General features: G+C 50.3%; 11 protein-coding genes. 4 read left to right on the top strand and 7 right to left on the bottom strand.

Annotated features, from left to right (window positions below):
• The first annotated feature begins 84 nt into the window (after nucleotides 1–84).
• The gene (locus NKF25_RS15390) at nucleotides 85–309 is read left to right on the top strand and encodes an SWIM zinc finger family protein (protein WP_253227538.1); all 225 of its coding nucleotides are present in this window, start codon (nucleotides 85–87) and stop codon (nucleotides 307–309) included.
• A 598-nt stretch (nucleotides 310–907) separates the two neighbouring features.
• Nucleotides 908–2,644, top strand: coding sequence for a choice-of-anchor I family protein (locus NKF25_RS15385; protein ID WP_253227537.1), 1,737 nt, complete (start codon nucleotides 908–910; stop codon nucleotides 2,642–2,644).
• Between the two features lie 3,294 nt (nucleotides 2,645–5,938).
• Here the strand turns inward: NKF25_RS15385 and NKF25_RS15380 are convergent.
• The 7 genes from NKF25_RS15380 to NKF25_RS15345 form a co-directional block, all read right to left on the bottom strand.
• A complete protein-coding gene (locus NKF25_RS15380) occupies nucleotides 5,939–6,376 on the bottom strand; it encodes a hypothetical protein (protein WP_253227536.1) in 438 nt (145 codons plus the stop codon).
• A gap of 65 nt (nucleotides 6,377–6,441) precedes the next feature.
• Entirely contained in the window at nucleotides 6,442–7,059 is a 618-nt protein-coding gene (locus NKF25_RS15375; protein ID WP_253227535.1) for a hypothetical protein, read from the bottom strand.
• Nucleotides 7,060–7,063: 4 nt separating this feature from the next.
• On the bottom strand, nucleotides 7,064–7,519 hold the full coding sequence (locus tag NKF25_RS15370; RefSeq protein ID WP_253227534.1) for a hypothetical protein: 456 nt from the start codon (nucleotides 7,517–7,519) through the stop codon (nucleotides 7,064–7,066).
• Nucleotides 7,520–7,766: 247 nt separating this feature from the next.
• Complete coding sequence (locus NKF25_RS15365) at nucleotides 7,767–7,994, bottom strand: hypothetical protein (RefSeq protein WP_253227533.1); 228 nt, start codon at nucleotides 7,992–7,994, stop codon at nucleotides 7,767–7,769.
• Nucleotides 7,995–8,768: 774 nt separating this feature from the next.
• Nucleotides 8,769–9,800 (bottom strand): hypothetical protein, encoded by a 1,032-nt coding sequence (locus NKF25_RS15355; RefSeq protein WP_253227531.1) that lies wholly within the window; start codon nucleotides 9,798–9,800, stop codon nucleotides 8,769–8,771.
• A 571-nt stretch (nucleotides 9,801–10,371) separates the two neighbouring features.
• Nucleotides 10,372–11,010 carry a heptaprenylglyceryl phosphate synthase gene (locus NKF25_RS15350; RefSeq protein WP_253227530.1) on the bottom strand — a complete coding sequence of 213 codons (639 nt, stop codon included), beginning with the start codon at nucleotides 11,008–11,010 and terminating at the stop codon, nucleotides 10,372–10,374.
• A 574-nt stretch (nucleotides 11,011–11,584) separates the two neighbouring features.
• Entirely contained in the window at nucleotides 11,585–11,965 is a 381-nt protein-coding gene (locus NKF25_RS15345; RefSeq protein WP_253227529.1) for an SWIM zinc finger family protein, read from the bottom strand.
• A gap of 161 nt (nucleotides 11,966–12,126) precedes the next feature.
• Between NKF25_RS15345 and NKF25_RS15340 the strand changes: the two genes are divergently transcribed.
• Together NKF25_RS15340 and NKF25_RS15335 are read left to right on the top strand one after the other, a co-directional pair.
• Nucleotides 12,127–13,515: a GntP family permease gene (locus NKF25_RS15340; protein ID WP_253227528.1), complete on the top strand. Its 1,389-nt coding sequence runs from the start codon at nucleotides 12,127–12,129 to the stop codon at nucleotides 13,513–13,515.
• 915 nt (nucleotides 13,516–14,430) lie between these two features.
• A complete protein-coding gene (locus NKF25_RS15335; protein WP_253227580.1) occupies nucleotides 14,431–15,636 on the top strand; it encodes an inorganic phosphate transporter in 1,206 nt (401 codons plus the stop codon).
• The last annotated feature ends 61 nt before the right edge of the window (nucleotides 15,637–15,697 follow it).

Below are 15,697 nucleotides of genomic sequence, written 5' to 3'. Positions count from 1 at the left end.
AGTATGTAATAGAGAGTAATAAGACTGCTGTAGTGGACTCCACAGGTACGAAACGATGCACCAATCACAGTCTCCATCGACGACGTGACCGAAGAACTGATGGCGTGTACGTGTCCGCATCACGTCCACCGCAATGCCTTCTGCAAACACATGGCCGCCATCGAAAACGCAATCGACGACAGGACATTCGACACCTTCCGGTCCGAGGACGACAACGAGACCGAACCCGAAGACTGTGGCTGCGACGGTCTCGGTGACTTCCCATGCTGGCCATGCGTGCGAACGAGACGAAAAGAACTGCCGAACTAACCACTGCTTCAGCCCTTTTTATCCATGGCACGCCGATTGACGTTCTCGGATTTAACGACCAACGAACGCTTACAGGAAGCGCGGATGTATCGACCGATGATACACCTGAGACACCGACAGCACTACTCACCGTTCGTAGACAGTACACAATCCGGAACAGTACAGTAGAACAAACCCGAGCAGGATAATTGTGTAAGCCATTGAATTTTCATCCCAATCAGTAGCCGTGCAGTGGCCGACTGTGATTGGATTTTGTTTGTCTTTCTGGTCACAAGCAAGAGGCTACTGGAGCCAAACGCGGCAAACGCGAGATCGAATAGTGTGGCTAGATATATCAGAAGTAAATGATTATTTGGAGGGGAAGAATATAGATATCGTTTTACAACATCTAATCCCACTCCTGCCTCCTCTCTTGCATTGTTCTCTTGTCTTTCATCTCTTAATAGTAAACAGACCCTGACTGTCGTACCCCTCCCTGTATGGGTGTACATTCTGACTGCAAACTCGTCAACGCGAGCTTTGATGGGAAATAAATGTAGGAGTAGGTGTAATCAAGAGTGAATTACTAAATAATAGCTAATAGTCGATGGACAGACAGATGACGGAAAGACAAACGCTGGGGCGACGAAGTGTTCTCAAACTTGGTGGGGCGCTCTTCCTGACACCGGCGGTATCGACGGTTGGAGGGGCAGAGTCCAGGCATCTCGATGAAAAATCGATGGGGCTATTGACGCAGATCGGCCGGTACGAAAGCGGCGTGTACAACGAAGATGCCGCGGAAATCCCTACCTACGACGCACGCACGGAGCGTGCGTTCGTCGTGGATGCGAACGAAACCAGTGTCGACGTCCTCGACATTTCCGATCCTTCGAACCCGACGCTGGTCGATTCGATTCGAATTACGGATGTCTGGCAGAACCCTGGCCCCGCAAACAGCGCTGCTGCTCGCGATGGCGTCGTTGCTGTCGCCGTCGCTGCCGACCCGGAAACCGAGCCGGGTCGGATCTTTTTCTACGATACCAAGAGTCTCGACCTTCTGAATTCGGTAACCGTCGGTTTTCTCCCCGATATGGTGACGTTCACCCCCGATGGTGAGTCATTGCTCGTCGCCTGCGAAGGCGAACCCAACGATTCGTACGACATCGATCCACCCGGTTCGGTCAATATCATAGATGTTTCCCGTGGTGTTCAAAACGTGGACGTTGCAACCGCTGGGTTCCAAAAATTCAATTCGGAAAAGGAGGCACTCCGCAAGAAAGGCGTCCTCATCTATGGGCCGAACGCGACGGTTGCACAGGACCTCGAACCGGAGTACATTGCGGTCTCCGCCGACTCGAAGACGGCGTACGTTATCCTTCAAGAAAACAACGCCATCGCCATTGTCGACATTGCCCAGGCGAGCGTCCGTGACATCGTTCCACTTGGAATTAAGAATTTCTCGCTCCCGAGGAACGCGCTCGACGCGATAGACGACAAACGGATCGATATCAAACCGCAACCGCTCTTCGGAGTCTACCAACCCGATTCGATAGACGCATATACAGTCGAGGGGGAGACATATTTGGTAACTGCCAACGAGGGCGACCCTCGTGGCTACAGTGGGTTCACGGAGTTCGGCACTCTCATCGAGGAGAATGGAACCTTCGGCGTCGACACGAATGATGACGGACGTATCGACGTTCCGATCGACGAATCACGGTTCGACAGGTGCACGCTCTCGTCATTAGTCGGTCTCAGAGTATCGAGCATCTTCGGTGACGTAAACGATGACGGAATACTCGAAGAGCTGTATATCTACGGCGGTCGTTCGTTCGCGATTTGGAAACCGACTGACGACGGTATCGACCTCGTCTTCGAGAGCGGCGACATGATCGAGAGCACCATCGCTGACCTCATCTCCAAAGGAAAGCTCCCTAAAGCTGCGTTCAACACCGGTTCGGACTCGATTCAGCTCGACGAAGAGAGTCCAAAAGCCGGCCCCCAACCGGAAGGAGTGGCAGTTGGCACCGTCGACGGAACCGACTACGCGTTCATGGGGTTGGAGGAAGTTGGCGGTGTGATGGTGTTCGACATTTCTACCCCCCAGAAACCTGTGTTCGTCCAGTACGTGAACAATCGGATATTCGATTTCACCGAACTGGGATTGACCGGTCCCAACCCGAACCTCGCCGAAGCACTCGAAAGTGGTGAACTGGCGGCCGGTGCAGCTGGTGACCTCGCACCGGAGGGGCTGACCTTCGTTCCGGCCGAAGATAGCCCGACGGACAACTCGCTTCTCATCGTCGCGAACGAACTGAGCGGGACGACGACTATTTACGAGGCCACAAAAATATGAATTGAGGTTCTTGGCTATCACCGAAAGCGCGAACGCTCACCGAAAGCGCGAACGCTACGACTGACGATACACCGGAGACACCGACAGCCCTCCTCGACCGAGCACAACAGCACGCAACGATCGTCGCCGCCGAGCACTTCCCAGAGCTGCCAGTCGAAACGATCGATTGGGAGATTTCACATCGAGCGCAACGACAGGCAGGCGTCACGAAGTATGACCCCACAACAGCGGCAATCACGATTGCGCTGACCTGGACGGCTGACGAACACCACGGGTGGGAGCAATTCAGCTCCACCGTCCGGCACGAACTCATCCACGCATAGCAGTATCACGAGTTTGGAGAGGCTGACCACGGACGAACGTTCGAGCGGTGCATCCGTTCATTACATGACTGAATGCTAACCAACTGAATCAACCACTTCAACGTCTGTTGTAGACGAATCCACGGCGTTAGCATTTCAGTCACGACAATAGACGTCTGTCACTCGGTCGTGGAACGAACGGTAGTGGGTGCTGTCACGGGATTGTAGTTCACAGTGGACCCTCGTGGGTTGTAACTCCTGTGGTGGGACAACTACACCCGTTCCACCACTACGGGTGTGAAAGAGGGTTGTGACAACGTGAAACGGTGATGGCTCCCATACATCCATTCAATCACTGGGGTAGGGATGTAGAATGATACCACCGTGATGGTCCGCATTCCGCTGGGTGTCAGTCTTTGCTTTGACACGCCAGCGGCACACGTAGTAATGTCATTGGTACATGTTAGGTACAGAATCACGCGAAAAACAGGGCGGGTGTTCCCTTTACAGACATGACGTTTCTGAAGCGGGGACTGTTGTCGAAGGAAATGTGATGTCTAAATACAGTTCTATCGACAGGTATTCATTAGTGTGGGGAGGGGGTTAGTAGATGGGTTGCATACGCCAACGATTTAAATAGCCCAATCTGTATACTTCTCTTCCCAATAGCCATGGTTAGTATTGTATATTAACGAGAACGCCAGTATCGAAAAGCCGTGGGAGTCATTGGGTTCAACAAGGTTCTACCACGGATGTCGGGTACTGACCAATTCAATTGTTGTGGATGACGTACCGACATTGTTCTCTATTACCTCCATCACCATCAATATTTTGATTATCTATTTATCGTGTAATTAAAATCAAGATAGTCTGTATACATCATGCTTGTTTTATCTGTTTGTGTCTGTGGGGTTGATTCTGGTGACGTGCCAGCCATGGTTGACCTAACCTGATTCTCTGCCGGTTAAATCCATAAGCGGAAGTAACACCACCCCGGGACCCCCGAATCAATCTGTGCGCAGTTCGTAGTGTGGTCCGATCATCGACCAGACTCTCAACTGAGGATACTGTTCGTCACGTTGTGTTGCATAGAGGGCGGTATCGGTTACAGGGAGAGGTGGTGTTCGACGGTGAGTGAAAAGAAACGGTCAGAAGAATGGTTAAGATAACAGCGAATAGAGGGGAGGTATGGCTGACTCATCACCCCCGCCAATTCCGCGAAGTTGGGCTGCCACGATAATTGTTCTATATGTACTATTTTTACTATATTCAATTCTGTTAGCGGGTTCACCTCTACTTGGACTGCTTCCCGCACTAATCATCATTCCGCTCTACTTACTGTGGCGATTTCTCGTCGCGATAGAAGCTATTGCCGACGCTCAACAGCGTATCGCCCACCAACAAGACCAGAAGAAATAGACACGGCAATCTACTGGTGTTCTATTACGATTTACCGGCTAAATACACGCTCTCTATTGCTCTTGGGTCTAAGAAACTCCATCTCTCCCAGATGAAGATGAGCGAGGACGGATCAATGATAGATTTTTAACGCTTGCTAATAAAGAAATAATCGGTATCAAATGACCAACTCTCTCAATGAATATCTTAAAGAAAGGCCGGCACTCGGTGGTCTTACCGTCCTTGGCATGCTCCTCATCGGAATGATGATCTGGGCAAAAATATACTATCCTCATCGTTCCGTCGGAACTATCCTCTTTGACCCCGGTCTTTGGTTTGTCTTTGTTCTCATCGCCCCTATCCTGTTCCTTAGCTACTATCTCAGTTCTAAATATTTAAACTGACCAATAACAAATGGCGTCTAGTCAATAATCCGAAGATAATACAAATTGTAGCTACAGATCGTACAAAAGACACGTGATGCCCGTTTTCTGCTTTCTAACCGCTAATCGCCACGATGATTGGCGGATGACGAAGAGGTATTAATCCCCTTCGTAATCACATAGAGTAATCCAGTGAGGAGCGCGGTATTTTGGATGACTGTGATGAGAGTACTCCGTAGTCCATAGTGGAGTTCAATACCGAACGCTGCGATGAATTCGTCGAGAAAATAGGCGAGGAGAAAGCCGATTAAGAGGATTGTTCCAACGCGGAGGCTTTCGGTGAGTAGCCACTGACTATTGATGCCGAGTTTATTCATAGAACTAACTGGTTTTCTATTGCCATAAATCTACGCTCTCAATTTAGCATCTTGCTCGGAGAGTTACAAAGTGCGTGATGCGTATTTAGCGTGCCATCTGTTGATGAAATCGACGACTGGATTCGGCTATGCCGAACAACTGGAGAAAAGTAGTCTACTTTCTGGGATTTTGGCGCGTTTCAAAATGCGTGATTGGTTCTATAACCGAAGTAGAACGTGCGACGGCAGCGAGGTCGATTTTCCAAAATCACCGATTTTGTGCGATTGACTTCCTGTGGGCAGTATAAGCGGCAGTGGAATTGGGGAACACCGGTCTAAAAAACGTATGAAATTTTTCGATCCTTAACGTGGCTCTTGTCCACTGAGAATCCCGTAGACCACCGATATGTCATCTCTATTGACGATATAACCGGCGAGATAATATCTTGCACATGTCTGCATTACATCCATCGTGACACCATCTACACGCACGTGATCACGAGTGAAACTTGACCAACAACAGCAAGCTGAGTGCCATCTTCTCAGAGGCTGACCAGAACGGCGAAGGCGATGCCGAGTCTACGACTGTGACCGTGACGGCCTTAAGACCGTCCCATACTGAGCGTGCGTAAAAGCGGAATCAACACTGCTTTCGTGGGTATCGCTGGAACCTCAGACAGAGGGCTTAACCACTTTGCGACCTTATATATCTTAACTAATCAATGGTACGTTCTTCCCGTCGGACAGAATGAGATAAGACAGAGCAAAATGCAGATGAACACGAGGTCGTCCAGGACTGTCTCGAGTGTGACTCAGACTGAATTCTCAATGGTACTTACAGTAATACTACCTACGTCATGTTATGAGTATTTTAGAGATTGTGTACGAAATAGAAAGAGCGAGGAAATGTGAGGTTGCATAAATTAATGGCCATGTTGAGAAATCAGGCTTAAATAATTGTGAAGCCACTATTGCTATTACAAGGAATACCAGTATAAAACCAGCAATAAAAAATAAATCTTGCTGGCGCGTATTGGACTCTTCTTCTGGGGTCGAAATCGATCTCTTGATATTCATATATCCATAGATGAACGGGATTATGATAGAAGAAAGAATTATTAGCCCGATAAAGGCCATAATTGGCGATGTTTGGAACTGACCGGCTCCACCTATTACATAGTAAACCGACACAAGAATTGATATCGTTGCATAGCTTATTAATGAAAGATAAAAGCCGGAAATTAGCTTTGTCGCAAAGGTAGGTTGGTAATTGGAAGGAACTTGAGTAGTCATGGAATTAGTGACATATCACCACATGGTTGCCATCTACATAAGCCTTAGTGCAAAAAGGTGCTAGTTTAGATAGCGGGCCAAAGAACTCTTAACTTGTTAACATTTGCGTACCCAGGAGTTCCGCAGACAGTGGGGAGACTATTATTGATTGGTTCGTACCAGTCTGAAGATCCATAAGCAATCCCGTCTGAAGAGGCAACTGCTTCAAGACGGATTCCTACTCGATATCTGTATCCCGCATAGACTGTACTAACGATGTTCTGGTTTGTATAGTTAGTACACCATTTTTTCTGACCCGCATATTGGATTGATTTGGTAAAGATAGGTTCTGTCTGCACCATTCTGTTCAGAGTCACATTATATAGGAATGCATTAATCTTTACAGATGCATATCCTATAATCGCTGACATTCCTCCTTCGTAGTGACCTCCAAATTGAATTCGGATGTCACCTTTATTCCTGCCATTTGCTTTAACAACATCTATAATCTGAAACACTTCGGCCCAGGATCCAGTTTGACTTTGTGCTAATGTTCCTGCACTAGCTGCTACGAACCCTGCACTGTCCCAAGCTTCAGCATGATTCCCTGCTACACCCCCGTTTTTAACATATGCACCTTTCCGACCGGTATACGATCCTCCACCTAAACCGTAGTCAGTTCCAATTTTTATAGTTCTAGCCATTTTATCATTTCCTATATTGGTGATTTGTTCGCTTTGTGTCTTGCCGAATCGATTTCTGAAGATTTCTTTCGGCCTTCAAATGTTCTTTTTCCATCTCTTTTTTGTCTTTATCACTGACAGTGCGAGTATATTTTGTACCATCAAATTTTGCTTTTAGAGTGGATGTATCCGGCAACTCCATTTTGAGCACCTTTTCAATACCGTTGCCATATTCGATATGTACAATAAAAGGTCCATTATCCGGAAAGATCTCTCTTTTCGGCCGTTCTCGATGAGTCTTTACAATAGGACCGTTTTTAGAGATTGATGATTCAATTTTATTCTGTATTTTATCCTTTTTTGTATCAGTGGTCTCCTTCCCCATAGTCGGGAGAATGCCGAATAAGGACGCTGCACCAATACTCCCTGTTGCTTGAAGGAGTTTTCTCCTTCTTTCCTTGTCGGATTTTTTTGAATCCATTAAGATATGATTCTCATCATCGCACATATATCTTATTGAGTTTAATATTATATATGATGTCTAATATAAAATAATAACATATGGGGATGTACTCAAAACAAATCTACCGATTACATCTGGTATCTGCCCCGACAAGAGAGTGGAACGATCTAAATCGGTTGCTTACACCAATGGATCTGCTCTACACGTTTCGGCGGAATCTATCCCACGATGATCACGGCTCACAGCTACTTGCGACGGGGTTTCTTCAACCATATTCCGGTGCTACTGATATCAGTCGCTCAGCGATCGTACCATCACCCTTGACCTTGCCCGTTGGCGTCACCGGATACTCGTCGCTCTCATCGGTCTGACCGTTGTCTGCCGACCGGTTGAAGTGTAGTAACCACCTCTTTGAAAACCAGTAGTGATGGACACTATTCGCTTGGGCGCACTCGAAGAGGTCTGCTGATCCTGCCTTGTACCATCCTGACATGCCCATTCATCGCGCTCTTGAACGCGATAATCACGAGCTCGCTGTAGGCTAGATACTCGGGGTTAATCTCAGCGGTATAAATTGATTGACCAGCGCTAATATAAGCTACTAACTTTCGAGAGGCCACACATGCATGTTATACACTACCAATTCGAAGGGTCGAAACTGGGTTCTGAAGTCTTCTTATGCTGGCAAGCAAGATTTCACGTTTCTCCAAGGGTGGGGAGCCACCTATTTCGACAACCGCTTAGTGCAACATGGAGGTGTGCGATCTGAGTATTTCTGTATACGATACCGCTGATTTCACCACTGGCTCCCAAGAGTACCGTCCTAAGTATCCATCGCAGAGACAGAAACCGTGTGATCGGAATCAATCGTAACGTGAAACCCAATATACTCGAAGCTCACTTTCGGTGAGCCATGCTGATAGAGATCCTCGAGTGCATCTGGGTCAATCACCTCATAGAGGGGCGTCACAGGCTTCGTGCCATTCGCTTCAGTCACTGCCGTCACCACGGCAGCAGTGATCGACTCGGTGTCCGGACGTGTCGTTCGTATCGATGGCTTTGACTGTGACGATGACGCGTTCTCCATACGCTCTGCTCAGGGAAGGTGTGCTAATAGAGTTTAGGGGCTAATCGGTAACATATCATTCGATCTTCAAACACTCTCAATGACTAGAATCCCGTCTCTGCCAGATAACCGCCCCCGCCCACGCCCAACACCAACCTATTAGCCCATCTCCCCTAACAAACTCTCCTACCAAGCGGACAGTCAGCCAGCAGATACAGGGTGTCCACTCCAGCGTACACCATCGTCAACGACGAGCGATGTCATCGGCGTCTCCTTGATTGTCACCTCCACATTTTTCACTACGGCTTTTTCGACCGCGTGCTGAATCGTGAGTGACCATCCCGTCGGCTTTGTCTGGAGGATTTTCGTATTCGACACTGTGCATGTTCCATCATCGAGGCGAATCGGGCGCTGCTCTGAGTAGAACTCGTCACCAAACGAGCAATCGGTCACGACCACACAATTGTGGATCCGTGAGCCAGCACCTCCGATGCGGATATTCGATGCTTGGCTGTTCGCTGCCACACAGTTCACCACGTCGACCGTCCCATCGCCTGTTCCGGGGTTGCCACCCTTGACGTAGATACCATTGTCTGGCCACCCACCGAACAACGAATTCTCGACACGAAGATAGCCCTGTGTCCTCGGATGCATCGTAATTCCCGAGGTTGCCCATGACCGACCCGAGTTTGGACCATTATCGTACGTATCTCGCGTGTTGATCGTCTTCTGGTAGGTGAGGCCACCAAACCGGAAATCGACGTTGTGCACGCGAGCTCGCGCTGCTTCTGTGGCCGGATTGACCCGAAGTGGACCTTGGCACCCGAGAGAATGCAGTCCAACCTGACGAAGCGAGCGAATTTCGGATGTTCCCGCTGTGTGGTGATTCAACACCTGCATCCCTTGGTCCTTCCCGCGCCAATCGAGCGTGAACCCGCCGAACACGAACTTCCCTCGATGTGGATCATCAGGAATTCCGATTTTGAAGTGTTGGGCAGGACCGTGGAACTCGCCTGCTGTCACATCGAAGCCTTCGATCGCATCCACTTTCCCGTGGACAAGCGTCGCGTTCTGGCCTATAATCCCGAGATTCCGAAGCCCGACGCGCCGAACTTGGCTATTCATCTTGTAGCGACCGGGCGGGAAGTAGAGCAGTGTGTGACTCGCAATCTCGCGCTGGATTATAGGCGAGACGTCTTCCTCACCGGTCGGATCCGCACCGGCCTTCGCCATATTTACGACATTCTGAAACTCTCCGCGCCACTGCTTGGGGTCGACTGCTTGGAAGTTACCGCTCGTTGCGTTCGTGCTGTTGTTCGTCGGTCTTGCTGGTGAGACACTTCCACCGCTCGTGCTAGCCGGGAGGAGACAGTCAGCGAGCGCCGTCACTCTAGCACTTGCACCAGCTGTGAGAAACGCTCGTCTGCGTGTCGATACGGTACCGGAGTCTTGCGTACTGTTCTCGCAGTCGTGCATTGTAGCTCACCCCGTGAGGACCCAGCACCGGGCGTTTATACGAACAAGCGATCCGTTGTACTGCTCTAAATCGTCTTGAGTGCGTTCATGTATAGAATGTAATAATATGTATAACTAGATAGTATTTATGGACAATATAGAAATTCAATATAGAAGTTAAAAATGAGACGCCGGTCACCCGACACGAGTAGCTGCAAAGCCCAAAGAGAAAACCGGTGGAATGTGTAGTTAGTATGGGATACTAACCGGTGAGCGACCGATTCCAGGCGCACAATCTCAATCTTCCTAATTGTCTCTTTGATCGTAGAGAGCACGATTATGACTCGTGCTATGCATCCTTCGCGCTACGAACGGTTGCCTCAACCGCTTCGATACCAGCGTCGTGGAGCACATCACCCACAACGACTGTGTCTGCCACTTTCGCCATCTCATAAGCTGAGTCGTAGTCGTGAATCCCGCCTCCATAGAAGAGTTGTGCTGACGAAAGTACATCTCGTGCGGCAGCCACGACAGCTGGATCACCAAGCATACCAGAGTATTCGAGGTAGACGATTTCTTGGTCGAGGATCTGTTCGGCGAGTTCAGCATAGGCAACGACGTCATCGACATCAAGGTCACAGTCTACCCGTGTGTACGTCGCAACTGACGACGCTGGATTCAGAACAATGTACGCTTCCGGCTGGACGTAGTCCCAATCAAGATCGACCGAGCGAACCCATTCATGGTGCGCTCCTGTGATCCACATCGTGTCACCGGCATTCAGAACGATCGGCAGCAAATAGCCAGAGATTGTCTCGGTGTGAGACGACGACGGGAGATAGGTCGGCTCGACAAATATGGGAATCTCGGTAGAAGAAAATGCATCGAGAATTGGTTGTACGCGTGCTTCTGTGACATTCGTGGTGCCACCGATGCATCTGTTCCAGTCGTTGGGCTCGATGTGAAATTTCCCAGTCGATCGCTTCAACCGGAAGGTCAGGGAAGTGCTCGGTGGCAACGTCGGCTGCGTGCTGTCGTGCTCGGCCGAGCAAATCCGTCGGGGTCTCTGGAGTATCGTCGGTCGCAGTGCTCGCGCTTTCCGTCAGCGTTCGCTGGTCGGTAATGTCCGAGACGGTCAATCGGCGTGCCATGAATAAAAAAGACTGAAGCGATGGATACAAGTCATCCAGTTTGCTAGTTTTGATTTGATGGCGCCCCAACAACTGTCTCTTCAGTGTTCCTGTACCCCGGCATACAAAACGTGGGCAAAGCCAGAAGGGGAGATACCCCCGTCTGCAGCAATTATTGAAGGACTCGCTGAAGTCGAAGACGCCAATCCATTAGAACTCGATCCGCTGCTTGAGCAGATTGACCTTGATGCTGTTGACCAACTGTTGGACCACTCTGACGGAGCCCAATCAGCACTCCTTAGTTACTCTCTTGATCGCTGGAACGTGTTCGTTCGACATGATGGACACATTCTCATCTGTGACTCTGACCGGCAAACAGATCCGTCGCCTATATTCGACTGAGTTAGCACGGAGAAACTCATGTTGATTCATTTAGGGCGTAGGTAGAGTAACATCGAGAGCGCTGCCCACCATACCAGGGTAAAAAGAGCTGTAGTGGTGGTTAGTTCGGCAGTTTTTTCGTCCCGTCCGCACGCACGGCCAGCACGGGAAGCCACCGAGGCCCTCGCAGTCGCAGTCGTATGGTTCGGAATTGTCTTCGTCTTCCGACGGGAAGGCCTCGAGCGTCTCGTCGTCAGTGGTGGTTTCGACGGCGGCCATGTGTTTGCAGAAGGCGTTGCGGTGGACGTTGTGCGGGCAGGTACACGCCATTAGGTCCTCGATCACGTCGTCGATGGAGACCACGTATTGGTGGTCTTCGGGGTTCTCGTGGCTCTCGTTGGTGACTTCGATGAGTCGAGAGACATTGTACACACTCACCTCTTCAGGTAAGTAATCCACCTCTCCGCTTTCACAGGGGATCCCTCAGCTTTTCTGCCACTTCAATAACGACAATGTTCACGTAAAACAATCCAAATGATAAATTTAGACTAATATCCATGGATTTATAATGGATAGATTTGAACCGAGATAGCATGGTCCACGTAAACGTCCCTCTAGTGTTAGGCGGACAAGGTCCGCTTGTCTCATTGCTCGTCGGTGTTATCGCCGTCGTACTTCTCCTCGTCGTGCTTGACCTTCCAGCATTCGTCGGACTCGTCATCGCGACGTTTGTCGTTGGAACAGTCTCTCCACAAGTCCCGTTGGGCGATGTGGTAAGTAAAACGGCCACCGGATTCGGTGACGGGATGGCTGGGATTGGAATCCCGATCCTGATGGCAGCGATCATCGGGAAGGCGATGACAGAGAGCGGTGCGGCCGACCGCATCGTGCGCGCATTCGGTACGCTGAGTAATGGAAAAACCGAGATCTCTCTGTTCGGCAGTAGTTTCGTGATGGCGATTCCCGTGTTTTTCGACAACGTCTTTTACTTGCTTGCGCCCCTCGCGCGGTCCGCTCGATCACGGACAGGCGGGAATTACACGCTTTACATAGTGGTTCTCGCCGCCGGTGGGGTGGTGACACACGGGTTCATCCCGCCGACGCCAGGACCATTGCTCGCAGTCGATAATATCGGAGCTAATCTCGGGACCACGATGCTGATCGGCGTGGTGGTCGGTCTTCCGACCGCACTCGTGTCGGGATTGGCCTACGGTCACTGGATCAACCAGCGGCTGAACATCCCGCTCCGGGACGCAATGGGGACGACGGTCACGGAAATCGAGGAAGTGGCCACGACGCCGATAGACCAGCTTCCCGGTCTGCTCGAGTCACTCCTGCCGATCATTCTCGCCGTTGGACTCGTAGGCGCAGCCACGACCGTCGATACGTTATTCTCCGATAACACGCTTGCGTCCTCTGTGACGGGATACGTGGGCGACCCGAACTTTGCCCTGACCGCCGCTGCGATGGCGGCGGCATTCACGTACTACCGTATCAGTGACATAGGCCAGTCGGTGTTCTCAGACGAGTTGACCGACGCTCTCAAAAGCGGCGGCAACATCGCCGCGATCACCGCCGCCGGAGGCGCTTTCGGAGTTATGTTGCAGGCAGCGGGTGCCGGCGATTACATTGCCGGGGGACTCAAGGGCGTTGGATTCGGGCTACTCGTGACGGCGTGGATCATCGCCGCCGGAGTGCGCGTCGTTCAGGGATCCGCGACCGTTGCTATCGTGACTACGTCCGGAATCATGGCCCCGTTCGCCAGTCAACTCTCCGTCAACCCTGCGTACCTCGTAATGGCGATTGGTGCCGGTGCCTCAATCTTTTCATGGTATAACGACAGCGGCTTTTGGATCGTCAAAGAGATCGGTGGTCTCACACAAAAAGAGACACTCAAGACGTGGACGGTGGTCACCACCTTGGTCGGCGTCGTCGGTCTCATTACCACGCTGATTGCCTCACGAATAATCCCGCTCGCCTGAGGAGGAATCTCCTTTTCAGTCGATTCGTTCCCTTCCGTTCAACTCTGTTTTCTGTGCTCTTAGCGGTGGGGTTGTGGGAACTACGCCTCGAGATAGGACAGTCGAACACATCAACGATAGTCTCATCTCAGTCAAACACGCCTGTCTTCGTTACGACAGGCGTTCCGTCCGCCTTTTACCTCGAGCACATCGACGGGGACGCTGACGTCGATCTACTCCTCGCGAAAGTATGCCCGCATCGAGATTGTCGAGCATACCTTTTGCGACGGACCCACCGGTGAGTAGAAGATGCGATAATTATTATATAATTGCTTAAAACCAGTGTACTTTCACATAAAATCCGAATTGAGAGAATAGTAGAGCACGAACTACCGCCGATAGTGACTGACTAGAACTTCTTCAAGCGATTTGGGAGTCCGAGCTCCCGGCAGTGATCATCCGGTAGGTTGCAGATACGGTTGTGATGAAACGGCGGCCAGTGCATCAACGGCTTGAGGAGCTTCATGAGCGTGGTGCGTTAGAACGAGGGAAATGGAGTCCACAGGAGGTTATCTGGTGGATTCCAGGGGAATAGATGCTTCATTCAAATAGAACTCGACCCGTCTACATCTGTTTCTTTTTGGATTCTAAGCCACATTTTAATGGAGTAATCGCCTCTCTCTGGTATGAACGTCAGATTACTCGAAGCAACCGAGCATCCGGAAGAACTCATCTGTCGTGGCGTACGGAACGACTACATAGCCTTGCAACTCCCATAATCCAATCTGCTACCCGTGTGAACGATCGTACACGAACTTCTGATCGGATGTTACGGGAGTATATATCCGGAAATACCTACGAATTTTCAGGACGCTCATTCAAGCAGCGGGGCTATTACTATTGACGATGAATAAGGTACGTAGTTCAAAAGAGCAGATGGCTATCCTAACATCATTTATTGTCGTAGCTGGTGCGATCGCTACAAGTCTAGCGATGGCGTGGGCATTAGGAGCGAGTAGTAATTCTCCCCCATTTGCACCTGCGGTCGGTGCAAATGCCCTCTCGACAATGCGCGCTGCATTTCTTCTAGGACTACTTGCTGCTTTAGGAGCGATCACACAAGGTGGCAATATTTCGAAAACGGTGGGGGAAGGGCTGATAGCGGGCGCTCAATTAACACCGCTCGCGGCGATTGCAGGTCTACTGACAGCAGCAGGCTTTATTTCACTTGGAGTTCGGGCAGGATATCCGATCCCAGCCGCGTTTGCAACGACGGCGTCGATCGTTGGCGCGGGACTGGCACTTGGTGGGGAGCCTGCATATGGGACCTATCGTAAGATTGCAATATTCTGGGCGGCAGTACCAGTGATGTCGATTACGATTGCTTATACAACGGGATACTTGCTCCGTCGCACTGGACTTTCCGAACAAAGCACGCTCCCGATTCTCGGTGGGATCGTTGGGATCATCGTTGCGAATATGCCATCGGCCCTGATTCCTGCTCCTGGTACTGCACAGGGAACCATCGCGAGTTACGTCGCTAACTCATTGAGGCTGACTAGCCCGACGATAATTGGAGGGTATGATTTTGTGATGGCGTCTACGAGTTTGATTCTGGGTCTATTCGTAGCCGGGTTACTTCGACGATCACTCAATCGTTCGATCGACCGTGGAGTTCGGCTTTTTTTGATTGGTCTTGGGAGTTTAGTTGCCTTTTCGAGCGGTGGCAGTCAAGTTGGCTTAGCGACCGGTCCGTTAGAGCCTCTGTTTGAATCACAGCTGCATCTTCCAGGGACGATATTACTATCGATCGGAGCAATTGGAATTCTGTTGGGAGCATGGATGGGGTCGCCCCGAATTCTCCAAGCGGTCGCACGTGATTACTCATCGCTCGGCGTTCTACGATCTATTGCAGCGCTGATTCCGGCGTTTATCATCGCTCAAACCGCGATAATTCTCGGCTATCCGATCTCGTTCAACAATATTATCCTCTGGAGTATCATTGGAAGTGGTCTAACTGAAGGGACAGAAAGTATCTCCGTCCGAAAAACGGTTTATACAGTCGCAATTTGGTTTCTCACACTCTTTGGTGCCGGAGGCACTGGATTTATACTGTATCGAGTTTTTGCCTTAGTTCTGTAACCGAGACTAACCTAATATTTGTCCTGTCAATTTCATTATAGGGCCGTCAATCCGTCTCGAT

It is taken from the genome of Haladaptatus sp. AB643 (genome assembly GCF_024136975.1).
Lineage (GTDB): Archaea > Halobacteriota > Halobacteria > Halobacteriales > Haladaptataceae > Haladaptatus.
Note: the sequence above shows the minus strand (reverse complement) of the source record. Positions and strands in the feature narration are given on the sequence as shown.

What these genes read in the sequence shown, in the direction of transcription:
- NKF25_RS15380 (WP_253227536.1), bottom strand. Translation starts at nt 6,376, where the DNA reads ATGACTACTCAAGTTCCTTCCAATTACCAACCTACCTTTGCGACAAAG.
- NKF25_RS15340 (WP_253227528.1), top strand. Translation starts at nt 12,127, where the DNA reads ATGGTCCACGTAAACGTCCCTCTAGTGTTAGGCGGACAAGGTCCGCTT.
- NKF25_RS15355 (WP_253227531.1), bottom strand. Translation starts at nt 9,800, where the DNA reads ATGGCGAAGGCCGGTGCGGATCCGACCGGTGAGGAAGACGTCTCGCCT.
- NKF25_RS15335 (WP_253227580.1), top strand. Translation starts at nt 14,431, where the DNA reads ATGGCTATCCTAACATCATTTATTGTCGTAGCTGGTGCGATCGCTACA.
- NKF25_RS15375 (WP_253227535.1), bottom strand. Translation starts at nt 7,059, where the DNA reads ATGGCTAGAACTATAAAAATTGGAACTGACTACGGTTTAGGTGGAGGA.
- NKF25_RS15385 (WP_253227537.1), top strand. Translation starts at nt 908, where the DNA reads ATGACGGAAAGACAAACGCTGGGGCGACGAAGTGTTCTCAAACTTGGT.
- NKF25_RS15370 (WP_253227534.1), bottom strand. Translation starts at nt 7,519, where the DNA reads ATGGATTCAAAAAAATCCGACAAGGAAAGAAGGAGAAAACTCCTTCAA.
- NKF25_RS15365 (WP_253227533.1), bottom strand. Translation starts at nt 7,994, where the DNA reads ATGTCAGGATGGTACAAGGCAGGATCAGCAGACCTCTTCGAGTGCGCC.